General features: G+C 44.2%; 23 protein-coding genes and 2 tRNA genes. 9 read left to right on the forward strand and 16 right to left on the reverse strand.

Annotated features, from left to right (window positions below):
* Window positions 1-34 precede the first annotated feature (34 nt).
* Window positions 35-1,483: a xylulokinase gene (gene xylB, locus HPC40_RS04680; RefSeq protein WP_208118340.1), complete on the forward strand. Its 1,449-nt coding sequence runs from the start codon at window positions 35-37 to the stop codon at window positions 1,481-1,483.
* Between the two features lie 38 nt (window positions 1,484-1,521).
* Here the strand turns inward: xylB and HPC40_RS04685 are convergent, their stop codons facing one another.
* On the reverse strand, window positions 1,522-2,790 hold the full coding sequence (locus HPC40_RS04685) for a DUF2254 domain-containing protein (protein ID WP_208118341.1): 1,269 nt from the start codon (window positions 2,788-2,790) through the stop codon (window positions 1,522-1,524).
* An 8-nt stretch (window positions 2,791-2,798) separates the two neighbouring features.
* Window positions 2,799-3,284 carry a tRNA (uridine(34)/cytosine(34)/5-carboxymethylaminomethyluridine(34)-2'-O)-methyltransferase TrmL gene (trmL, locus tag HPC40_RS04690; RefSeq protein ID WP_208118388.1) on the reverse strand — a complete coding sequence of 162 codons (486 nt, stop codon included), beginning with the start codon at window positions 3,282-3,284 and terminating at the stop codon, window positions 2,799-2,801.
* A gap of 67 nt (window positions 3,285-3,351) precedes the next feature.
* On the opposite strand from trmL, the gene mutM reads away from it, so the two are divergent.
* Window positions 3,352-4,161, forward strand: coding sequence for a bifunctional DNA-formamidopyrimidine glycosylase/DNA-(apurinic or apyrimidinic site) lyase (gene mutM / locus HPC40_RS04695; protein ID WP_208118389.1), 810 nt, complete (start codon window positions 3,352-3,354; stop codon window positions 4,159-4,161).
* Between the two features lie 12 nt (window positions 4,162-4,173).
* Here mutM and coaD read toward each other — a convergent pair whose 3' ends face one another.
* From coaD to ispB, 7 genes are all read right to left on the reverse strand, one after another.
* The gene (gene coaD, locus HPC40_RS04700; protein WP_208118342.1) at window positions 4,174-4,653 is read right to left on the reverse strand and encodes a pantetheine-phosphate adenylyltransferase; all 480 of its coding nucleotides are present in this window, start codon (window positions 4,651-4,653) and stop codon (window positions 4,174-4,176) included.
* Between the two features lie 2 nt (window positions 4,654-4,655).
* Window positions 4,656-5,939, reverse strand: a complete 1,284-nt coding sequence (gene waaA / locus HPC40_RS04705) for a lipid IV(A) 3-deoxy-D-manno-octulosonic acid transferase (protein ID WP_208118390.1) — start codon at window positions 5,937-5,939, stop codon at window positions 4,656-4,658.
* Window positions 5,939-7,510 (reverse strand): glycosyltransferase family 2 protein, encoded by a 1,572-nt coding sequence (locus HPC40_RS04710; RefSeq protein WP_208118343.1) that lies wholly within the window; start codon window positions 7,508-7,510, stop codon window positions 5,939-5,941. Before HPC40_RS04710 ends, waaA begins: the two co-directional genes overlap by 1 nt.
* A gap of 9 nt (window positions 7,511-7,519) precedes the next feature.
* Window positions 7,520-9,094 carry a phosphoethanolamine transferase gene (locus HPC40_RS04715; protein ID WP_208118344.1) on the reverse strand — a complete coding sequence of 525 codons (1,575 nt, stop codon included), beginning with the start codon at window positions 9,092-9,094 and terminating at the stop codon, window positions 7,520-7,522.
* 80 nt (window positions 9,095-9,174) lie between these two features.
* On the reverse strand, window positions 9,175-9,699 hold the full coding sequence (locus HPC40_RS04720) for a hypothetical protein (RefSeq protein ID WP_208118345.1): 525 nt from the start codon (window positions 9,697-9,699) through the stop codon (window positions 9,175-9,177).
* A gap of 116 nt (window positions 9,700-9,815) precedes the next feature.
* Window positions 9,816-10,538 carry an epoxyqueuosine reductase QueH gene (locus tag HPC40_RS04725; RefSeq protein ID WP_208118346.1) on the reverse strand — a complete coding sequence of 241 codons (723 nt, stop codon included), beginning with the start codon at window positions 10,536-10,538 and terminating at the stop codon, window positions 9,816-9,818.
* Window positions 10,538-11,530, reverse strand: a complete 993-nt coding sequence (ispB, locus tag HPC40_RS04730) for an octaprenyl diphosphate synthase (RefSeq protein ID WP_208118347.1) — start codon at window positions 11,528-11,530, stop codon at window positions 10,538-10,540. Before ispB ends, HPC40_RS04725 begins: the two co-directional genes overlap by 1 nt.
* Window positions 11,531-11,757: 227 nt before the next feature.
* Between ispB and rplU the strand changes: the two genes are divergently transcribed.
* The 4 genes from rplU (at window position 11,758) to cgtA (ending at window position 14,578) form a co-directional block, all read left to right on the forward strand.
* On the forward strand, window positions 11,758-12,069 hold the full coding sequence (gene rplU / locus HPC40_RS04735) for a 50S ribosomal protein L21 (RefSeq protein ID WP_208118348.1): 312 nt from the start codon (window positions 11,758-11,760) through the stop codon (window positions 12,067-12,069).
* 17 nt (window positions 12,070-12,086) lie between these two features.
* A complete protein-coding gene (rpmA, locus tag HPC40_RS04740; RefSeq protein WP_208118349.1) occupies window positions 12,087-12,344 on the forward strand; it encodes a 50S ribosomal protein L27 in 258 nt (85 codons plus the stop codon).
* A gap of 120 nt (window positions 12,345-12,464) precedes the next feature.
* On the forward strand, window positions 12,465-13,421 hold the full coding sequence (locus HPC40_RS04745; protein ID WP_208118350.1) for a DMT family transporter: 957 nt from the start codon (window positions 12,465-12,467) through the stop codon (window positions 13,419-13,421).
* The gene (gene cgtA, locus HPC40_RS04750) at window positions 13,418-14,578 is read left to right on the forward strand and encodes an Obg family GTPase CgtA (RefSeq protein WP_208118351.1); all 1,161 of its coding nucleotides are present in this window, start codon (window positions 13,418-13,420) and stop codon (window positions 14,576-14,578) included. The genes HPC40_RS04745 and cgtA overlap by 4 nt, the downstream gene beginning before the upstream one ends.
* A 40-nt stretch (window positions 14,579-14,618) precedes the next feature.
* On the opposite strand, the gene HPC40_RS04755 is transcribed toward cgtA, so the two are convergent.
* The 3 genes from HPC40_RS04755 to HPC40_RS04765 all read right to left on the reverse strand — a co-directional run bounded on the left by HPC40_RS04755 (window position 14,619) and on the right by HPC40_RS04765 (window position 16,405).
* Entirely contained in the window at window positions 14,619-16,058 is a 1,440-nt protein-coding gene (locus HPC40_RS04755; RefSeq protein WP_208118352.1) for an SLC13 family permease, read from the reverse strand.
* 163 nt (window positions 16,059-16,221) lie between these two features.
* Window positions 16,222-16,298: transfer RNA gene (locus HPC40_RS04760), tRNA-Arg, on the reverse strand.
* A gap of 30 nt (window positions 16,299-16,328) precedes the next feature.
* Window positions 16,329-16,405, reverse strand: a tRNA-Pro gene (locus HPC40_RS04765).
* A 148-nt stretch (window positions 16,406-16,553) separates the two neighbouring features.
* Between HPC40_RS04765 and folD the strand changes: the two genes are divergently transcribed.
* Entirely contained in the window at window positions 16,554-17,408 is an 855-nt protein-coding gene (folD, locus tag HPC40_RS04770) for a bifunctional methylenetetrahydrofolate dehydrogenase/methenyltetrahydrofolate cyclohydrolase FolD (protein ID WP_208118353.1), read from the forward strand.
* 155 nt (window positions 17,409-17,563) lie between these two features.
* Entirely contained in the window at window positions 17,564-18,097 is a 534-nt protein-coding gene (locus tag HPC40_RS04775; protein ID WP_208118354.1) for a hypothetical protein, read from the forward strand.
* A 31-nt stretch (window positions 18,098-18,128) separates the two neighbouring features.
* On the opposite strand, the gene cysS is transcribed toward HPC40_RS04775, so the two are convergent.
* On the reverse strand, window positions 18,129-19,508 hold the full coding sequence (gene cysS, locus HPC40_RS04780) for a cysteine--tRNA ligase (RefSeq protein WP_208118355.1): 1,380 nt from the start codon (window positions 19,506-19,508) through the stop codon (window positions 18,129-18,131).
* A gap of 108 nt (window positions 19,509-19,616) precedes the next feature.
* Here cysS and HPC40_RS04785 point away from each other — a divergent pair, with 108 nt between their 5' ends.
* Window positions 19,617-20,108, forward strand: coding sequence for a peptidylprolyl isomerase (locus tag HPC40_RS04785; RefSeq protein WP_208118356.1), 492 nt, complete (start codon window positions 19,617-19,619; stop codon window positions 20,106-20,108).
* Window positions 20,109-20,132: 24 nt separating this feature from the next.
* Here the strand turns inward: HPC40_RS04785 and xerD are convergent, their stop codons facing one another.
* From xerD to grxB, 3 genes are read right to left on the reverse strand one after another with little or no spacing between them, the layout of a single operon-like run.
* Window positions 20,133-21,026, reverse strand: coding sequence for a site-specific tyrosine recombinase XerD (gene xerD / locus HPC40_RS04790; protein WP_208118357.1), 894 nt, complete (start codon window positions 21,024-21,026; stop codon window positions 20,133-20,135).
* Between the two features lie 18 nt (window positions 21,027-21,044).
* Complete coding sequence (locus HPC40_RS04795; RefSeq protein WP_208118358.1) at window positions 21,045-21,968, reverse strand: Dyp-type peroxidase; 924 nt, start codon at window positions 21,966-21,968, stop codon at window positions 21,045-21,047.
* 9 nt (window positions 21,969-21,977) lie between these two features.
* Complete coding sequence (gene grxB / locus HPC40_RS04800) at window positions 21,978-22,625, reverse strand: glutaredoxin 2 (RefSeq protein ID WP_208118359.1); 648 nt, start codon at window positions 22,623-22,625, stop codon at window positions 21,978-21,980.
* Window positions 22,626-22,691 lie beyond the last annotated feature (66 nt).

Genomic DNA, 22,691 nt, shown 5'->3' on the forward strand with positions numbered 1-22,691 from the left:
TGACTCGCCCTTTTTCTTGCAATGCGGAGGAATTATGTATATCGGGATTGACTTAGGGACATCTGGCGTAAAAACTGTTTTACTTGACGAACAACAGCATATTCTTGCGACCACGACGGCCCCACTGCCCATATCGCGCCCGCAGCCGTTATGGTCTGAACAACATCCACAAGATTGGTGGCATGCCGTCAATCAATGTATGGCTGAACTGAGCCAAAATCATGATCTCAATGGCGTTAAGGCCATCGGACTAACAGGACAAATGCACGGCGCAGTGATGTTAGATCGCCACAATAACGTACTCTATCCTGCCATTTTATGGAATGATGGGCGTAGCTTTTCTCAATGCCAAGCATTAGAAAGTGCGGTTGCAAATTCACGCGAGATTACAGGTAATTTAATGATGCCTGGCTTCACTGCGCCTAAAATTCAGTGGATCGCCAAACATCAACCTGCCATTTTTGCACAACTTGCTAAAGTGTTGCTGCCTAAAGATTATCTGCGTTTTTTAATGACGGGCGAATTTGCCAGTGAAATGTCAGATGCAGCTGGCACAATGTGGTTAAATGTTGGCTTACGCCGTTGGGATAGTGCGATGCTTGATGCCTGTGGGCTGACAGAGCAACACATGCCAACGCTGTTTGAAGGCAACCAAATTACAGGCTACTTATTGCCCGAACTCGCCACAACATGGAAAATGAAGTCTGTTCCCGTGATTGCAGGTGGTGGTGATAATGCCGCAGGTGCAATTGGCGTTGGACTCCATGAACCGAGACAAGCGATGTTATCACTTGGCACGTCTGGCGTCTATTTTATCGTCAGTGACCGCTATCTAAGTAATCCTGAAAGTGCGGTACATAGCTTCTGCCATGCCCTTCCTGATCGTTGGCATTTAATGTCAGTTATGTTAAGTGCGGCATCTGCTATTGATTGGGCAAACCGCACTTTAGGCATTAATGATATTGAACGCTTTTTCACGCTAGCCTGTGAGAGTGAAAATAACGACGGCGTGTTATTTTTGCCTTACCTTTCAGGGGAACGCACCCCACATAACGATCCTTATGCGAAAGGTGTTTTTTGGGGAATGACACACAATACCACGACCGCCGATCTGGCACGATCTGTGGTTGAAGGTGTGAGTTTTGCGCTTGCTGATGGCATTGATGCCGTGCATGCCAGCGGCATTACCGCAGAGAAAATCACGTTAATTGGCGGAGGAAGTAAAAGCCATTTTTGGCGACAACTGCTAGCCGATGTCAGTGGCTATACGTTTGAGTATCGCACGGGGGGCGATGTCGGTCCTGCTCTGGGTGCAGCCAAACTAGCACAAATGGCATGCCACCCTGAAACGCCGATCGCAGACATCTGCCCTCCTTTGCCATTAGAGCATACCTATACGCCACAACATGCGGTATATCAACACTACCAACCCCAGCGTGAACGCTTTAGAATCCTCTATCAAAAACTCAAAGGTATAGCATAACAAAAACCGCACTTTAAAAAGTGCGGTTCGTCTTTCATTTAAGTACAACGACTATTTTGATTAAATAATTCATCATAAAGTTGCTGCACTTGTGCTTTTTCATACGCTAAATTCAGCCCCTGTTTAGCATAATCCAAATCAATCTGCGCCTGTATTCTCGCAGCATGGCGCATACGTGCCTCTGGCGCATGGGTTGCAATGATATGCAGAATTTTTTGCATGCGAATATGCACTTCCATTATGCTTGCCCCATCCCGTGAAATAGGGCTAAATGGCTGTGCAATCAGATCCAGCTCATCAAGTTTTACGATGTTTAAGTTCTCATAGTCTACCGTTTCCTGCTCCGCTTTAGCATTAAGTAATAAGCGCATTAATACTGTTAGGACTTTAATTGCCGTGCCTGGATCGTTGACCGCTGGCGACAAGGCACGCTGTGCCACTTCACTTAAGACGATCATACCAAATTTCGGATCTTGGGCATAACTTCGATCATCTTCCACCACAAACGCAGGGCAAACCATTGCCTGCGCATCATCGACGTTTTTACTGAGATACGCCAGTGCCATGCCATTATAAATTAATGTACCTGGACGCACGGCAATGTCAATTTCACATTCATGTTCACTGGCAAACGATTGCAATTTGCTCAAATTAATATGTGTTAAATAGCCACTTAAGCGGGCATAAATTGCATGTTTATACCGCACTTTATCAATACCTTTCGCTCCCATATTCGGCTTTTTGCGGTAATCAATTAATGTCTGTGCTGTTGCTTGCTCAATTTTGTCTAGGGTGTTATTTAATCGCCCTAATTGTGAGAGCGTTTTGACCCAACTGATTAAGGTGTAAATCAGATAGAGCATCACGCCAATTGTGCCAACGAATAAGACGAAACGCCCAACTTGCCCGTAATAACCAATACCAAGTGCGGTTTTGGCAATCACCGCATACACAAACGCGGAGATAAAACTCGCAATGGCCACACGCGTATTGTCATCGCCCATCACCAATTCGGTCGCACGCGGTGTTGCGCCATTAGAGGCAGATGCAAATGCGGATACCATAATTGAAAGCGAAAAGGTGCTCACCGCCAACATACTAGAGGCAATAATGCCAAGCAATGAATCAAGGGTATCCGTTTCAATATTGATTCGAATAACATTATTTGGCAAAAAATGAGGTGCCCATGCCGCTGCAAAAGCAAATAGCACTGCTACAATCGCCCCTAGCACAGGGGTTACCCATAACGCATTGCTTGGCTTTTTCAGCCATAAGAGCACATTAAACACACTATCTTTTAAGGTCATATACCATCCTACACCGATTCAATATTGGGGTTAACCGCCCCCTGAAAACCAAGCTGCCGCCAAGCCTCATACACCGTCACAGCAACAGAATTGGATAAATTCATACTGCGACTATTCGCCACCATCGGCAGGCGAATTTTCTCGCTCATGGGCATCGTATCCAAAATTGAGTGTGGAATACCGCGTGTTTCAGGACCAAACATTAAAAAATCCCCGAGTTGAAACCGCACTTCTGTGTGGTTTGGACCGCCTTTCGTAGTGAGGGCAAAAAGTCGCTTCGGTTTTGCCTGTGCCAAAAATGCCTGATAGGACGGATATTTATGAATTTCAGCAAATTCGTGATAATCCAAGCCTGAACGGCGCAATTTTTTATCATCCCACGCAAAGCCAAGTGGCTCAATAAGGTGTAATCGAAAGCCACAATTCGCACATAAGCGGATAATATTCCCCGTATTTTGTGGAATTTCGGGCTCATATAACACAATATCTAACATCATTTTTTCCATTCAATTAAAATTGGCTCTATAATACAACAGCTACTAAATGACGCAAAACGAGATTATGCCTGAATTACCTGAAGTTGAAACCACACGTTGTGGCATTGCCCCTTTTATTGAAGGGCAACTAATTGATTTTATTGATGTACGCCAACCACGCTTGCGTTGGGAAGTCAGTCACGAATTGACCGCACTTTGCCAGCAGAAAGTCCATCACATTTCACGGCGGGCAAAATATTTGATTTTTCACCTTGAGCATGGCTTTATTGTCGGGCATTTGGGCATGTCTGGCTCGCTGCGGGTGGTAGACGGCGATGTTCCGCTCCTGAAGCACGACCACCTTATTTTTCAACTCCAAAATGGGAAACAACTTCGCTACAATGACCCTCGTCGCTTTGGTGCATGGCTGTGGTGCGATGATATAACACACTTTCCGCTTTTCCAAAAACTCGGGCCAGAACCCCTGCATGATGAATTTAATGGCGATTATTTATACAACACTAGCCGAAAAAAGCAAAGTGCGGTCAAAAGTTTTTTAATGAATAATGCGGTGGTGGTGGGTGTCGGTAATATTTATGCCAATGAGTGCCTATTTTTATGTGGCATTCATCCCGCCAAAGTGGCAAGCACACTCACACGCAAGCAGTGCCAAGCGCTGGTGCAAACCATTAAAACGGTACTTGGCAAAGCCATCGCACAAGGTGGCACCACGTTACGTGATTTTGTGCAACCTGACGGCACGCCCGGCTATTTTGCGCAGCAATTATTTGTTTATGGTCGTGCAGGTGAGCCATGCAAACATTGTGGCAATACGATTGAAAGTGCGGTCATCGCACAGCGCAACAGCTTTTTCTGCCCGCACTGCCAAGCGTAATATACCCAATATTTAGCGACGCTTGTCTGCCAAAGCGTTGAATACGGGAGGCGGCACAAGGCTTGCGACATCGCCACCATGTAATGTAATCTCACGGATCATTGTAGAAGAAACGTAAGACCAACGATCTGACGGTGGAAAAAACAGGCTTTCCACCCCATGGGTCAGCAGACGGTTGAGGTGTGAGAGTTGTAATTCGTATTCAAAATCCGCCACTGCTCGCACTCCACGCACAATGCCTTTGATGTTGCGTTCTATAATGACATCCGCCAGCAGCCCCGAAAAACCGATCACGTCCACATTCGTAAGTGTGGCACAAGACTGCTGCACCAATGCGACACGTTCATCAAGGCTAAACAGCGGCTTTTTACTTGGGCTGGCCGCCACCGCCACAACGACATGCGGAAATAATGCGGCAGCACGTGTAACAATATCTAAATGCCCATTGGTCATCGGATCGAATGTGCCAGGGTAGATCACCGTCGTTTGCATAACTAGTCCTTCTCTAAAAATGGCGAAATTTCGGCAAGCACGCGTGCCAGTGCACCACGATTTTGTGCCAGCACCTGATAGCCATTCTCGCCTAATGTTTGTGCAAAGTGCGGTTCAGACAAGCATTTTTCAACGCCTTGCACAATAGCATCAACATCACTTTTCACCATGAGCACGCCATTAAGTGCGGTTAATTTGGCATACACGTCTGTGAAATTAAACACATATTCTCCGCTCAATACGGGCAATTTAAATGTCAGTGGCTCCAGCGGATTATGCCCGCCCACTGGCATTAAACTACCTGCAACAAACGCAATATCACTGACACCATAAAGTGGCATTAGCTCGCCCATCGTATCGCCAAGAATAACTTGGGTATCCGCCGTTGGATTCACATGTTGACTTAAACGCACAAATGCAAGCTGTGTGCGAGCAATCAGCTCTGCCACCTGTTCAAAACGTTCAGGATGGCGTGGCACGATAATCAACATCAAGTCAGGATATTTTGCCAATAAAGTACGGTGTGCTTGCAACAACAGTGCATCTTCTCCTTGATGCGTGCTGCCTGCAATCCAGATTTTACGCTCACCTAACGCCCACGCATGACGCCACGCATGAATTTTTTCCTCAACCGCACTTTCAAGCTGAAAATCATATTTTAAATTGCCAACCGTTTTCACTTTTTCATCTGGCACGCCCAATGCGCGGTAACGTACCGCACTTTGTTCATCTTGTGCCGCAATCAAGGTCATTTCTTGCCAAACAGAGTAAAGTGCGGTTTTAAAATAGCCATAACGTTTAGCGGAACGTGCTGAAAGCCGTGCATTCACAATCATACATGGAATGTGACGGCGGTGGGCTTGATGAATAAAATTTGCCCAAATCTCCGTTTCCATTACTAAACATAGCTGTGGCTGGATAAAATTAAACAGTCGCACCATCGCATCAGGCAAATCATAAGGCAAATAATAATGTGCCACTCGCTCGCCAAATAACGCCTTGACCCGTGCCGATCCCGTTGGGGTTACGGAGGTTACGGTAATCGGCAGATGTGGGTATTGTGTCAATAACGCCTTGATCAACGGCACTGCCGCCAAGGTTTCCCCCACTGACACCGCATGCAACAAAATGCCGTCCGCTCTTGGTGGGGTGCGTTTACCATAAAAGCCATAACGCTCGGAAATTCTCGCACGATACGCTGGATTTTTTCGACCTCGATAAAACAAATAGCCCAGCACAACAGGCTGTAAACAATATAAAAGTGCGGTATAAAACCAGCGAAAAATCATAGTTTATCCTTGCATTGCTCAACACCATTTTCACAACGTGTAATCCCTTCATTCATCGCACGTTTTAGGCGTTTATCATTCGCTGGCAACGCATCACGCTCAGCTTCATTATGCCACAGGTGATAAGCAATAGCCGCAAAACGCACATCGCGACGTTTAACACCATTGTTATAAAGACGTGCGACAAATTCGCTATCTTCACGCCCCCAGCCCACAAATTCATTATTAAACCCGTTGATAGCAAAGGCATCATCTCGGAAAAATGCCATATTACACGTTTTAATACCTTTAAATTTATTAGCTCGCTCTTTTCCTAAAAACCCCCCTAATATTGGCAAATGCACTGCAGCAATACGCTTTTCAAAACGAGTTTCAATGCCTCTTTGATACCATTTTAATTTAGGCGATTTTAATGGACTATGTAAAATTTCCTCAGTTTTAATTTGGGGCAGAAGTACACGATACCCCTGAACAAAGCAGCCTTTTTTCGCAAAATTGATATGATCTTCAACAAAATTTGAATGTAATAGCATATCACCATCTATCACGATAATATAATCGCCCGTTGCCTGTGCTAATGCCTGATTTCGTGATCGTGCTGCTCTAAACCCCTCATCTGGTTGCCAACTATGAATAAGCGGAACAGTAAAGTGCGGTCGAATTTGCTCAATCGCATCACGAGTGCGTGCATCGGAACCGTCGTCAGCGACAATCACCTCAAAAGGTAACACGGTTTGCTTTAATACCGAATTCAGTACCGCCAATAAGGCATCAGGACGGTTATAGGTGGTGATAATTAAAGAGACGCGTAAATTGTCATTCGCTTCCGCAAGTTTAATGTATTTATAGTACGCTCCCATCGCATTAGCCGCACTGATAACAAAACCATCTCGTCCACTCAATACGCCTTTTTTCAATACATAATGTTTAAAAAATGCCGCCAGCCCATGACTGATCGCACTGAATACGCCTGCATGTTTACGGTATCGCTGCTGTTGGGCAAAAAGCGAGCTGTATTGTTGCATTTTTTGAATTAAATCCGTCGCCCCAGCGAATGAGAAATGATCAAAGCTATGCTGCAACCGCACGATTTTTCCTGTTGATGGCACCACCAAGGATTCATGTACCTGATTGTCATTAAAATGAACCAAAGTGCGGTTATAAAGCCGCTTCACATAGTCGGGGTACCAGCCACAGGTTTTAATTACCCGTCCACGATAATGATTGAGACGCAAGATGGCATAAACCCTATTGGGGTCATCCAACGTAAGTGCGGCGAGCTCAGCAATTAATGGAGCGGGGAGAATTTCATCGCTGTCAATATTTAAAATCCAATCATGCTTGGCAAGCTCCGCGGCACGGTTTTTCAGTGGACCAAAACCCAGAAACGGCGAGTGTTCAATACGCACGTTCTCAAATGTTTTCGCAATAACTAACGTATCGTCTGTCGAGCCATTGTCAAGCAACAACACTTCATCAAAAGGAGAAAGTGCGGTGAGAACCTGTTGGAGATATTGGGCGGAATTTTTCACCAACATCGTTACACTGATTTGGATTTTTTCTGTCATACTCCCTCGTTATTTTATCTCAGCGGGCAACACGGCAGGCTCAGAGGTGAGCGTGTCGAAATCAACCCAGTTGAAGAAATCATACACCTTGATGGGCTTCGTAGTACCAAGCCAAAAACTCGGCATGCCTTGGAAAACTGCACTTTCAATCCCCATCCACTCACTCACGCCTTGTAAAAAGCGAGTAGCACTTTGAGACATTGGGATAGTTTGATGAGTGCTGTCATCACTTGAAATCACAAAAAATGGAATTTGATAATTTTGTTTGGTTCGATTTCCTGTGATTAATACCATAGAAGAACCGCTTTTATCATAGCGATCAAATGACAGCCCATGGTCAGAAAAATACATTAATGAATATGGCTGTTGCTGCCACTTTAATATCCTAATTAATGTGTATAATAATTCATCTGTTTCTTTAATGGATTGCAAATAGCATGACATTTCTTTGTTTAGATAATCAAAGCCAACTGTTTGACGCACCCGTTGACAAAATTTAGGATGTGATCCCATTAAATGCAGCACAATCAATTTCGGTTTACTATCACTATCATTAAGTGCATTCTCAAAAGGAGAGATCAGAGTGGTATCAGGATAATTGCGACTATCTGAATTACCATGTTTTGTAAAAAATACACTATCAGCCCGAACACCAACACTAGCTGCCGCAGTATCAAATCTGCCTAATGAACCTTGATTGGAAAGCCAGTAAGTTTTAAACCCTGCCGCTTTAGCAAGAGAGATGAGATTATTATCATAATTTACATTATCATCAATATTCTGATATAACGTGCGCATTAATGACGTTTGCGTATTCGGTGCAGCAGAAACATAACCTTGATAAAACTTTCCAGGCTCTTGATTTAGATATGGTGTAGTATTAAGGGGAAAACCGCTAAGCGAAAGGTAGTCATTGCGTACACTTTCGCCAATTACAATCACATAATTCTTATAATGTGGCTCAACAAAAGTGATATTCCAATCAGATTTGTCTTTATCTTTTAATGACTCATTAAGACTTTTATTTCCAACCTGATAATCATGAATTAAATCATATAAATTACCATAAAATCCCACTAAATATACTCTTGAATTTCCTAAAGAAAAATCTCTATTCTCCTTGATAACAGCAGAAATGGGTTTATAAAATACTGCAACAATGATTAATACTAACCATAATATATTATATTTATGATTTACTACATTAGTTGGCTGATGAAATCCCAAATATAATACTATCCCCCCTAAAAAGGCAAAGATACCAACATATCCCCATACATAAAATGGAAATGACGTTAAATATTCAATACTTTCGCTTAAATTCGTTTCAAAAAACGAAGCTATAATCCCTGATGATGGGCTGCCATATAACACTGCCTCAGGGATATAAAATAAGCACGAAATAAGATATATGCCAAAAAATATAAAAAATAATGTTCGAGCATAAATAAATAATAAATAAAAAATTAAATAGGATGCTATAACTCCATAAAGATTCGGAGAGAAACCTATTGCGCGAGCAGAAATTGCAACATAAATAAGCAGCAATAGATAAAAACGATAACGAAATAAATAATGTAACATATACTTCATATTTCCTAATATAACAATAAGCCCCTAATAATGCGGCTGACACTAGTAGGGGCTTGGTAATTTTAGGGGGCTTATTTTGTCTCGACGACTTTCGCTTTTAACTCACTGATGCTTTGTGCGGCTTGAGACAATTTTTCTGTTGCTTGTTGTTGTAATTCTCTTAATGCTTTCGCCTGCTCTTCGGTTGGCTTTTCAATCACATATTTGGCTGAATCTTGCATTAATTTGATGAAATCACTAAAGCCTGACACGAATTTGTCTTTCAATGCTTTACCATCATCGGTTTTCACGTCTAAACCTTCAATGCTCGCTTTGATTTCTTCATATTTCGCTGCAATTTTGTTAAAGATGTCAGCTTGTTCTTCAGGGGTTTTGGCGGATTGCAAATCAGATTGCAAGGTTTGAATTTGTGCGAGATTACCGTTTTGTTCGGTTGCTTGGTCAAAGGCTGCCAAATCAGTTTTCAAATCCGCTTGTACATCTGCACGTTGTGCACTTTCTGTCGCTGTTTCTGCTTTTTTGGTATCGGCTTTATCGCACGCAACCAAGGCAAGCCCAACAAACATCATGGTTAAAAATTGATAAAAACGTTTCATTTACATGTCCTCATTTTAGTATCGCCCCACTGGGCAAGTAGATTTTTTTAAGTTTACGACTTTTTCTTATTTAGGTCAAAGCGTTGCTTGCTTTGACCGCACTTTTAATAAAAAGTTTAGTCAGCGGAATAATAAAGTTTGCCAATCTCAATTTTTTGCCGCCCCTGCGCCTCACGCCAGCGGTTGGTGTCACGCAGCGAATAGACACAACCGCAATATTCTTGCTGATAAAACCGTTCACGTTTGCTAATTTCAATCATGCGCTGTGAACCGCCACCTTTTCGCCAATTATAATCCCAATATTCGACGTCTGCATATTTTTCTGCCGCACGATGCCCGCAGCCGTTGATTTGGTTCATATCCTTCCAGCGGGAAATGCCCAAGCAACTCGTGAACACAGGGAAACCGTGCTCGTGAGCGTATTGTGCTGCCTTTTCGAAGCGCATATCAAAACACATCGTGCAACGAATGCCCCGCTCTGGTTCATCTTCCATGCCTTTAGCACGCTCAAACCACTCTGCACGGTCATAATCAGCATCAATAAACGGAATGCCAAATTTTTCAGCAAAGCGGATATTTTCCTCTTTGCGAATCAAATATTCTTTTAATGGGTGAATATTTGGGTTGTAAAAATAGATGGTAAATTCAATGCCCGATGCGCGAATCGCCTCCATCACCTCGCCTGAGCACGGCGCGCAACAGGAATGCAATAATAACCGATTATGCCCATTCGGCAGGCTTAATTTTTCACGCACAAACGGGGCGTTTGGGTCTTTTTTCTGTTTACGACACGTCGAGCGCACCGATTCGACCGCACTTTGGGTATGTTCTTGTTTCATTAATATGTTCTATCCACTGAAAGATAAGCTAAAGAAAGTAGGGCCTGTTTATACGCACTTTCAGGCAAAATAGCAAGTGCATCCACGGCCTTTTGTGCCTCTTCGCGTGCACGCTGCATGGCATAATCAAGCGAACCGCACTTTTGCATAATGGTGAGCACACCTGCCAATTTATCACGCCCATTGCCTTGTTCAATTACGGTTTTGATAAGCTCACGCTCTTGCTGTGTGCTATGGTGCATCGCATGTAATAGCGGAAGCGTTGGCTTACCTTCGGCGAGATCATCTCCAATATTTTTGCCCAGTTTAGCTTGATCCGCACTATAATCTAACACATCATCCACGAGCTGAAATGCCGTCCCTAAAAAGCGACCATAATCGGCAAGTGCGGTTTCCACCGCACTTTCAGCGTGTGCGGCAATCGCTGCACATTGGGTTGCAACTTCAAATAGACGAGCTGTTTTGCTATAAATGACTTGCATATAGCGTTCTTCAGTCGTGTGAGGATCATTACAGTTCATCAATTGCAACACTTCCCCTTCAGCAATCACGTTAGTCGCATCTGACATCACTTTCAAAATACGCAAGTTATCCAAAGCAGTCATCAACTGGAACGCACGCGTATAAATAAAATCCCCAACCAACACACTTGCCGCATTACCAAACAGTGCATTGGCGGTTTCACGCCCCCGCCGCATTGCCGATTCATCCACAACATCATCATGCAGCAGTGTTGCGGTGTGAATAAACTCAATAAAAGTGGCTGTAGTAATATGGGAATGATCTGAAACGCCCAACGCTCGAGCCGCAAGAACCGCAATCATTGGACGAATACGTTTACCACCTGAACCAATAATATAATGCCCTAGCTGCTTGATGAGTGCGACATTAGACTCCATCTGCGCTAAAATCAGCGCATTAACACGTTGCATATCATCCTGACATAAGGCTTGGATCGCTTGCATATCAAGGCATTTTTGTTGTTCACACATGGGCTTTCTTGTCTATTTTTGTTGTTCAAAATTGGCGTTTATTGTACCTGAAAACCGTCAAATTCTAAAATGGATCTCATAAAAAAGGATCTTTTTTCACTTTAACGAAAATAGTTACTTGCTATCTGCACGATTTTTGCGTAAAATCCGCACCCTATATGAAATTTAATTTGTGCAGTGAAAACAAATCTTAGGTATTCCTGCCAACTTTCGCGGAGTTTTTTTATATGTACGCAGTTTTCCAAAGTGGCGGCAAACAACATCGAGTAAGCGAAGGTCAAGTCGTTCGTTTAGAAAAACTTGACGTTGCAACAGGTGAAAGCGTTGAGTTTGACTCAGTGTTGATGGTCGTTAACGGTGAAGATGTAAAAATTGGTGCCCCATTAGTAAGTGGCGGTAAAGTAGTGGCTGAAGTAGTGGCACACGGTCGTGGCGAAAAAATCAAAATCGTTAAGTTCCGTCGTCGTAAACACAGTCGTAAACAACAAGGTCATCGTCAGTGGTTCACAGAAGTGAAAATCACTGGTATTAGTGCCTAATTTAGAGGAGATCGAAAATGGCTCATAAGAAAGCGGGTGGTTCAACTCGTAACGGTCGTGACTCTGAAAGCAAACGTCTTGGTGTTAAACGCTTTGGCGGTGAATCAGTTTTAGCCGGTAGCATCATCGTTCGTCAACGTGGTACTAAATTCCACGCAGGCACTAACGTTGGTATCGGTCGTGACCATACACTATTTGCAACTGCAGATGGTAAAGTTAAATTTGAAGTGAAAGGCGACAAAAATCGTAAATTTGTTAGCATCGTAACTGAATAATTTAACGGTTCGAATTGAAAACCCCGCACTTTCTGCGGGGTTTTTTGTTTAACCGCACTTTGCATTTGCTAAAGTGTAAGAGTTCAGTACAATGGGTAAAACGACATTTTGAGTAGTGTTATGACATCAACATCAAGACCTATTAGCGGATTTTTTCTCGCCCTCACCACCGCAGCGTGCTGGGGCAGTTTGCCGCTTGCCTTACAACAAGTTGTGAGAATTATGGATAGCACAACCATTGTATGGTTTCGTTTTATGGTTGCCGCCATCGGTTTACTGATCATTTTAAGTCTACTAAAAAAACTGCCAAACTTTATCTTATTATTCAAAGGCAGCTACCGTTGGTTAATTTTACTTGGTGGCATCGCATTGGGTGCAAACTTTGTGCTGTTTAATACCGCACTTTTATATGTATCCCCCGACGTTACCCAAGTACTCGGACAAATTTCGCCTTTTTTAATGATGATCGCCAGCAGTGTCTTTCTCAAAGAAACGATGGGCACTCCGCAAAAAGTGGGGGCACTGCTCTTAGTCATAGGATTATTATTGTTTTTTAATCAAAAATTACTGGAATTATTTACCAGCCTCACAGACTATACCATTGGTGTGATCTTTACAGTCAGTGCTGCAGTTGTATGGGTTGGTTATGGGTTGGCGCAAAAAATCATGTTGCGTCGTCTAAATTCACAGCAGATTTTATTAATTTATTATGCCACCGCTGCCCTCTTAATCACACCAATGGCAACACCTCACGCAATTACCCGTCTGCCGTGGTTTGAGCTGTGTTGTTTGGCATACGCCTGCCTAAATACGCTGATTGCCTACGGCTCATATGCCGAAGCACTCAACCGTTGGGAGGTATCAAAAGTGAGTGCAATCATCACTCTCACGCCACTCTTTACAATCGTTTTTAGTGCACTCGCACACCACATTGCACCAACAATTTTTAGCGAGTCAACACTTAATTTAACATCATATATTGGTGCGTTGGTGGTAATTACAGGCGCACTCTATTCCGTTTTAGGTAACAAAATGCAATGGCACGCTCGCCATTTTCGAGCGAAGGAGAACAAATGAAATTTATTGATGAAGCCCTGATTCGTATTGAAGCAGGTGATGGTGGCAATGGCTGTGTGAGCTTTCGCCGTGAAAAATATATTCCTAAAGGTGGCCCAGATGGTGGCGATGGCGGCGATGGCGGCGATATTTATCTAGAAGCTGATGAAAACCTCAATACGCTCATTGATTACCGTTTTGAAAAACGCTTTAGTGCTGGGCGGGGAGAAAACGGACGCAGTGCCAATTGCACAGGTCATCGCGGTAATGACATCACCTTGAAAGTACCTGTTGGAACCCGTGCCATCGACAACGATACCAAAGAAATTGTCGGCGACCTCACACAGCACGGAATGCGATTATTAGTCGCCAAAGGTGGCTATCATGGACTTGGCAACACGCGCTTTAAGTCTTCAGTTAATCGCACCCCCCGCCAAAAAACTAACGGGACGGAAGGTGAAAAACGGGATTTACGCTTAGAGCTTATGTTGCTAGCTGATGTCGGCATGCTAGGGTTGCCAAATGCAGGAAAATCGACGTTTATCCGTGCCGTCTCTGCCGCCAAACCCAAAGTGGCTGACTATCCATTCACCACGCTCGTACCAAGTTTAGGTGTTGTGCGTGTGGACGACACGCGTAGTTTTGTCGTTGCCGATATTCCAGGATTGATTGAGGGTGCCGCAGAGGGTGCTGGGCTTGGTATTCGCTTTCTAAAGCACTTGGAACGTTGCCGTGTTTTGATTCACTTGGTGGACATTAATCCAATTGATGAAAGTGATCCTGCGGAAAATATTGCCATTATCGAGCAAGAATTGGCTCAATATAGTGAAAAATTGGCAGAAAAACCGCGCTGGTTAGTGTTCAATAAAATTGATACGTTAACAGCACCAGAAGTGCAAGAAAAAGTACAAAATATTGTCGAACGTCTGGCTTTAAATGAAAAAACATATCAAATTTCTGCAGCGAGCGGTGAGCATGTGAAACAATTATGCTGGGATATTATGCAGTTCTTAGACGAACACCCTCGTGAGCAAGAAACCATCGAACAAGAACCTGATGAAGTGAAATTCAAATGGGACGACTACCATCAAGAGCAACTTGCCGCCCATCAAGATGATGACTGGGACGATTGGTCTGATGAAGACGAAGACGGTGTTGAAATTATTTATAAACCATAATGTGAACCGCACTTTATATCACGATAAAGTGCGGTTTTCGTTAATTAAATATTGCGGTAATAACCAATACCCACAAAATACTCCCGATAGGCCCTAAAACGCCCATCGAAAAACCACCCAATCGAAACTCCGATTGTTTAATCAATCCCGTACTAAAAGCAATTGCATTTGGTGGCGTTGACACTGGCAACAGTAACGCACATGATGCACTTAATGCAATAACCAATGGCAATGCAACAGGGCTTGCATTGCTCGTTAATTGCATTAAAGACATTCCAATTGGCACCAAAATCGTTGTTGCGGCGGTATTACTCATAAAATTGGATAACAACACCGTCACAAAACCAAATAAAATCATCAAGCCATAGAAATTCAATTCAATATGGCTCAATTTATCCACAAAATGCGTTGCCAATTCTTGCTCTTGAATCGCCATTCCTAATGCAAGTCCTCCCGCAACCAACATTAATGTATCCCACGGTAAAGAGCGTACATCATCAGCATCAATGACACCCAGCATCGTTAATACGACAATAGGAATACCCGACACAGCGGCAATAGGAATACCAAACCATTTTGATGTTAGCCAGAAAAACAACGTTACCACTAACACACTGATCATAATTAATTTTTGCAATCGCATCTCTTTAGCAATAAAGTGATCAACATAGTGCTGCTCTGGCACCTGAAGCTCTATGGTAAAAGGCACTTGCTTGATACGGTAACGTCGCAATAAAATGAGCCAGAAAAAATAAATTAATAACAACGAGATTGGCACACCAATTAGCATCCATTCTAAAAATGAGATATGAATTCCCATCGACGCTAAAGCACCCACCGCAATAGCATTCGGTGCCGATCCAATAATCGTTCCCATTCCACCAATTGAAGCAGCTGTTGGAATACCAAGTAAAAGTGCTTTAGAAAAATGACTTTTATTTTCTAATGACGCGAAAAGTGGGCTAATGGTTGCTATCATCATCGCCGTTGTTGCCGTGTTACTCATTAACATTGAAATGACGGCGGTTGTCAACATCAACCCCAATAACACAAAGTGCGGTTGTCGTCCAAATTTAGGCAGTAAAACCCGTAATAATGCCTCATCTAAATGCGTTTTTTTCATACCTTGCGCTAGGAAAAAACCACCTAAAAATAACCAAATCACACCATCAGACCACGTCTGTACATAACGCATGGCATGCTGACCGCTATCCGTTCCCATAACCACAACGAGAAAACCTATCACAAAAATCCCCACAGAAAAGGGCGGAATAGCTTCTGTTATCCACAATGCAATAGCAAAAAAAAGTAAAAAGAGTACGGAATTTTGTGTATGGGAAAAGCTCGGATCAGTCAGCCACAACATACAGCCATACGCAAAAATGATAGATAATAAGAATTGAATGATTTTACTTTGTCTTGCCATCGCAAGCGGAAACAAAGTCATCTTTTTTAATGAATAATAACGCGAATCAGCCATACATCAATCCTCACTTTTTTCTAAGCGTTATAAAAAGTGCGGTTAAATGCAAGGAATAAAGTTTAGAAATCACACCGTGATCACAACTTATTATGATGATATAACAAGATCAAATCGTTCAAACAACAAACTGTTAAAAATAACGTAATGAAAAATAAACAAATGGCACGCCCTACTGGATTCGAACCAGTGACCTACGGCTTAGAAGACCGTTGCTCTATCCAGCTGAGCTAAGGGCGCTTTGCACGTTGGATATGTGAGAAAAAGAAATGGTCGGCGAGATAGGATTTGAACCTACGACCCACTGGTCCCAAACCAGTTGCGCTACCAAGCTGCGCTACTCGCCGATTGAGGTGCTATTATAAGAGCCATATATATTTCGTCAACTGCTTTTTGCTTTTTTTCACTCAAATGTTCAAATTTAGTGCTTTTTGACTTATCAAAACCGCACTTTTCTGACAAAATACGCAAAACCGTTGCATAAAGAGGAAGGCTATGACCGCTGAAATCATCTCTGGCAGTGCTGTTGCCAAACAAATCAAACACGAAATTGCTGAAAACATTCAACAACGCAAATCACAAGGCAAGCGTGCCCCAGGCTTGGCAGTAATTTTGGTTGGCGCAGACCCTGCCTCACAAGTGTATGTGGGGAGCAAACGTCGTACCTGTGATGAGCTTGGTATTTATTCAAAATCGTATGATTTACCCCAAGATACCACCGAAAATACGTTGCTGGCACTGATTGATGAGCTTAATGAAGATGAAAGCATCGACGGCATTTTGGTGCAATTACCGTTGCCTAAGCATATCGACAGCACCAAAGTGATCGAGCGCATTCGCCCAGACAAAGATGTGGACGGCTTTCACCCATATAACGTAGGTCGGCTTTGCCAACGCATTCCATTATTGCGCGCCTGTACACCGTTTGGGATTATGACTTTGCTTAACACCTTGAATATTGACTTACACGGAAAACACGCTGTGGTGGTGGGTGCCTCCAATATTGTTGGGCGGCCCATGGCGCTTGAGCTATTGCTCGCGGGTTGTACTGTTACCGTAGCACACCGCTTTACGACCAATCTCGAAGCGTTAGTCAAACAAGCGGATATTTTGGTGGTGGCTGTGGGCAAACCGCACTTTATCCCTGGTGAGTGGATAAAATCAGGCGCGGTAGTGGTTGACGTGGGCATTAACCGTACCGAAAATGGTCTTGTGGGCGATGTGGATTTTGAAACAGCAAAACAGCACGCCAGTCATATTACCCCCGTGCCAGGCGGCGTTGGCCCGATGACAGTGGCTATGCTCATGAGCAACACGCTCTACGCCTGCGAAACCTATCACGACAAATAGCCTAAAAGAAACCGCACGTTAAAAGTGCGGTTCTTATTAACTCACGTTGAAATTTATCACGCGCACTGTTTATCACCGCATGCGATAATGAAAAAACGGCCAACGATGCCAACTTCACCAAAGCCCTAAATGACGACTATGCCAGCCAGCCTGGCTTGTGTATCAACCTGCCTTATGGCTGGTATGAATCAATCGATCCACAATATAATAACGACGACACACTCTATTATCTCAAACTCAACACGATCTATACTGCCATCAGTAAAGACACGGCAACACCAAAACTGGACGCCTTGGTAGCAGCCAATTTGCTGACGGCCAAAGGGCAAGAGAAGATCAACCTTAAATTGCCGACGGGCAATTCCCGCGAGCCGTTGCCAGTGGCGATTTATACCTTAACGGATAAAGGCAAAGCCGCATTGTTGACCACCAAAGGTGGCTTGGGTGAGGATAAGCAGTTTTGTTCTGGCCACTGGCAAGTCGCTGAAATTGTGAATTTCACCGAGCCTGCGGGCAGCGAGGTGGTGAGATCGCGGGTAACGTTCAAGCGCAAGCTCGCCGATGGGCAAAGTTGGTTAGACGATGCCAATTTAGCAAAAGCGTTTCCTGAACTTGAAAAAGCCAAGCAGCAAAGCGAAGTAACCAAACGCGTGGAGCTGACCAACAAAGGTTGGCAGGTGGCAAGATAAGCGCGATCGCAATGCGACCGTACTTTGCCTTTTAACCACGCCGCCAGGTGGTGCCTTGTGGGCTGTCTTCGAGCACAATGCCCATAGCGGTGAGTTTGTCCCGCGCGGCGTCGGCCTGTGCCCAATTTTTCTCAGCGCGAGCTTGGTTTCGCTCAGCAATTAAGACTTCAATTTCAGCCACGTCATCGTCCCCCCCTGCTTGTAAAAACGCCTCGGGGTCTTGGTATAAAATCCCGAGCACATCACCAAGTTGGCGCATTTGCGCCGCGAGGCTGTTGGCGGCATCCAGCTCGTTTTCTTGCTTGAGTTTGTTCACTTCACGCGCCATGTCAAACAGCACCGCCAGCGCACCTGGGGTGTTGAAATCATCATTCATCGCCTCATTAAACGCTTGAACAAAGGCTTCGCCACCAGCGGCGACCGCACTTTTGTCCGTGCCGCGAAGGGCGGTGTAAAGCCGCTCAAGGGCGCTGTGAGCGAGATTGAGGTTTTCATCGCTGTAATTGAGCTGGCTGCGATAATGGGCGGTGAGCAGGAAGTAGCGCACGCTTTCGCCGTTGTAGTGCTTAAGCACGTCGCGAATGGTGAAAAAGTTATTCAGCGATTTCGACATTTTTTCTTTGTCGACCATGATCATGCCGGAGTGAATCCAGTAGTTCACATAGCTGCCGCCGTGGGCACAGCACGATTGCGCAATTTCGTTTTCGTGGTGCGGGAACATTAAATCTGAGCCGCCGCCATGAATATCAAAGTGCGCGCCCAGCTCTTTGAAATTCATCGCCGAGCACTCAATGTGCCACCCCGGGCGGCCTTTGCCCCAAGGGGAATCCCAGCTAGGTTCGTTTTCTTTCGACATTTTCCACAGCACAAAATCCATCGGGTTTTGCTTGATGGCGGAAATCTCCACCCGCGCGCCAGCTTGTAGCTGCTCAAGGTCTTGGCGGGAAAGCTTGCCGTAGTGGTCAAAGCTGGCCACCGAGAACATCACATCGCCGTTGTCGGCCACGTAGGCGTGTTTTTTGTCGATCAAGGTTTGCACAATGGCGATGATGTCGGCAATGTGGTGCGTGGCGCGCGGCTCGATGTCGGGCCGCTGAATATTGAGCGCATCAAAGTCTTGATACATCTCCGCCACCATGCGGTCCACCAGCTGATCACAGGTTTCGTGATTGGCCAAAGCGCGTTTGATAATTTTGTCGTCCACGTCGGTGATGTTGCGCACATAGGTGAGGTCATAGCCCAAATAGCGCAAAAAGCGCGCAATCACGTCAAAACACACAAAAGTTCGCCCATGCCCGATATGGCAAAGGTCATATACGGTTACACCACAAACATACATGCCCACTTTGCCGTCAAGGATAGGCTTGAATTCTTCTTTATTGCGTTCAAAAGTGTTATAAATTTTTAACATAACGTTCCTTTCTGCCTGATGCGTGCGCTGTCGGTGGCGACAGGGCGTTTTTTATGGAATAATAACCGCACATTATAACGTTTAATCGACAAAAAAGGATCTTTAATTATGGTAATTCTACACACAAACTTAGGTGATATTAAACTTGAACTCGATAGTGCCAAAGCACCGCAGACTTGCGAAAACTTCCTCAATTACTGTAACAGCGGCTTTTATAACAATACTATTTTCCACCGCGTGATTGACGGCTTTATGATTCAAGGCGGCGGTTTGGAAAGCGGCATGAAAGAAAAAGCCACCAACGCACCGATCAAAAATGAAGCCAACAATGGCTTGAGCAACAAACGTGGCACCATTGCAATGGCACGCACCAGCGACCCGCACTCTGCGACCGCACAATTTTTCATTAACGTCAACGACAACGATTTCCTTGATTTTAAAGCGGAAAATATGCAAGGTTGGGGCTATGCGGTATTCGGCAAAGTGGTGGACGGCATGGACGTCGTCGATAAAATCCGCAAAGTCAAAACTGGCAACTACGGCTATCATCAAGATGTGCCAAAAGAAGAGATTATCATTCAATCTGTTACTGTAGAATAAGCAAAGTGCGGTCTAACCGCACTTTTATCCACGCGGGTGGAATTTGGCGTGCAGTTTTTTTAGCCGTTCATTGGCAACATGGGTGTAAATTTGGGTTGTTGAAAGATCGCTATGCCCTAATAGCATTTGCACCACGCGTAAATCGGCACCATGATTGACTAAATGGGTGGCAAACGCATGGCGTAGCACATGGGGCGATAGGCTATTTTGGTCAATGTCAGCTCTGAGCGCATAATGTTTAATACGATGCCAAAATGTTTGCCGTGTCATCATTTGCCCGCGGCGACTCGGAAATAAGACATCTGAACTTACGCCGTTTAATAAAATATCCCGCCCGTATAACACAAACTCGTGTATCCAATAATTCGCTTCATCGCCCATCGGCACTAACCGCTCTTTGTTCCCTTTTCCGATTACGCGCACCACCCCTTGATTTAAGCTGATGCTATCAAGCGTTAATGATACTAATTCACTCACGCGTAGCCCTGTGGCATACAGCAATTCAAGCATCGCTTTATCCCGCAGCTCTAACGGTTCATCGGTAGCAGGTGCATTCAATAAATCACCGACTTGCTCTTCTGAAAGGGATTTGGGTAAACGTGAGGGCAATTTAGGGGATTGCAATAATGCACAAGGGTTATCAAGGCGATGTTTCTCGCGCTCTAAATAATTGAAAAATTTACGTAAACTGCTGAGCATTCGGGCAGAGCTGGTCGCTTTGTAGCCTTGTTTAAGTCGCTCCCCAAGAAAGGTTTGTAAATCGTGGTGATCTAATGTGAAAATAGTACAACGATTTTCATGACACCAATGAAAAAGTGCGGTCAAATCCAAACGATACGAAGCCACCGTATTTTGCGACAAACCTTGTTCGAGCCATAATTCATTTAAAAAAAGCTCAAGCAACATTTTCTCGTTCATGACAACCGCACTTTGCTGTTAACCTGCAAAATCACCGAGCATATCTTCCGTTGGCACGAAAAATAACGTGCCTGTTTTGGCGGTGCTGAAATCCAAAATGCGATCCGAGTTACCGATAGGATCGCCAATGAACATATTGGTCAGCATTTTTTTCACTGTGTCAAACGAGCTGGCATAGCAGATAAAATAGGTGCCCATTTCATTGTTGGCGGTGTTGCCAAACGGCATATTATCACGCACAACTTTTAAATCATCCCCCACATTCGCCAACGCAGAGTGTGCATTGCTCGGTTTTTCATCATCGTCCATTTCAATGTCATCTGCTTTCGAGCGACCAATCACTTTTTCTTGCTCACTCACTGGCAATGCACGCCACGCTTGCATATCGTGGATGTATTTTTGCACAAAAAGATAACTTCCACCTCGATAAACGGGATCATCTTCGCCAATTAAGCCAAAAAAAGCGCGTTCTTCGCCCTGCGGATTTTCGGTGCCATCCACAAAGCCCAAAATGCTGCGCCCGTCCCAATAGCGAAAGCCATGCACTTCCTCCACACACTCAGCAATGGGATTCAACACATCACTAATTTGCGTTGCTAAATCAATACACAAACTTGGCGCTTGTGCACGAATATGTAGGTGTAAATCTCCGCGGGTGGACACTGCTGTATGTTTTTGCCCTTTGATTTCGGAAAATTTTTCAAATTGTTTTGGCAATGGTGTAGGCAACCCCAATAATTCCCACGCTTCAAATCCGATACCTAACACAACACTGGCTTGTGTATGCGGAAAGCGTGTTTCAATGCTATGATTAAGGTTCAGCACCAAGCGACACAAACGCTGAAAGTGCGGTTGCACATCCGCCCCAGTGTGAAAATTCCATACCATAAAAATGGTATTATTATTTGGATTATCCAATACTTTTTGTGAATTGACGCTCATCATTGCCCCTTAAAGTGCCATATCGTAAAGCAACGATACACCTGATTTTTTCGCCATTGTTTGCACATAAGCATGCACATGTTGAGGAAATTCCAAGCCCTTAACCACTGTGAGTGAACGCAAACTGGCAAACAGATGAAAATCATCTTCCGATAATTCTCCGTTAACGGCATTAGGCGACACAATTAAGCTGTCTAAAAAAGTCAACGCACTGTTTAATTGCGTGATAAAGTGCGGTGTGAGATCCAATAATTTGTCTAAATCGCCAACTTTGGCGGTCATTCGCTGCACATAACGCTCATAAGCCGCATCCGTTTTTAGCTCAGGAAACGGTGCATTAGCAAAACGTGGATACAACAAGCTATTAACTGTTTCACGGTGCTCTGCCTGCCACTGGGCAATCGCAGGTACATTCTCACCAATCACGCACGGCTGACCATCAAGCTGATCGATAAAATGCACAATATCCATACTCTCTGGCATAAAATGCCCATCATCTTTTTGCAAAATGGGCACGACTTTACTGCCCACCATTTGGGTTGGCGTATCCACATCATCTTCCATGAGAATGACTTTTTCATAAGGGACTTTTTTAAGCCCAAAAATCATCATCGCCTTTACGCAATACGGACAGTGTTCATACACATAGAGTTTCATAGTTGCCTCATTTTTTGTTAATAACCTTTGTATCATAAAGGATTTAAACGTAATTGGAAACCATGA

It is taken from the genome of Spirabiliibacterium falconis, assembly GCF_014885015.1.
GTDB classification, from domain to species: Bacteria; Pseudomonadota; Gammaproteobacteria; order Enterobacterales; family Pasteurellaceae; genus Spirabiliibacterium; species Spirabiliibacterium falconis.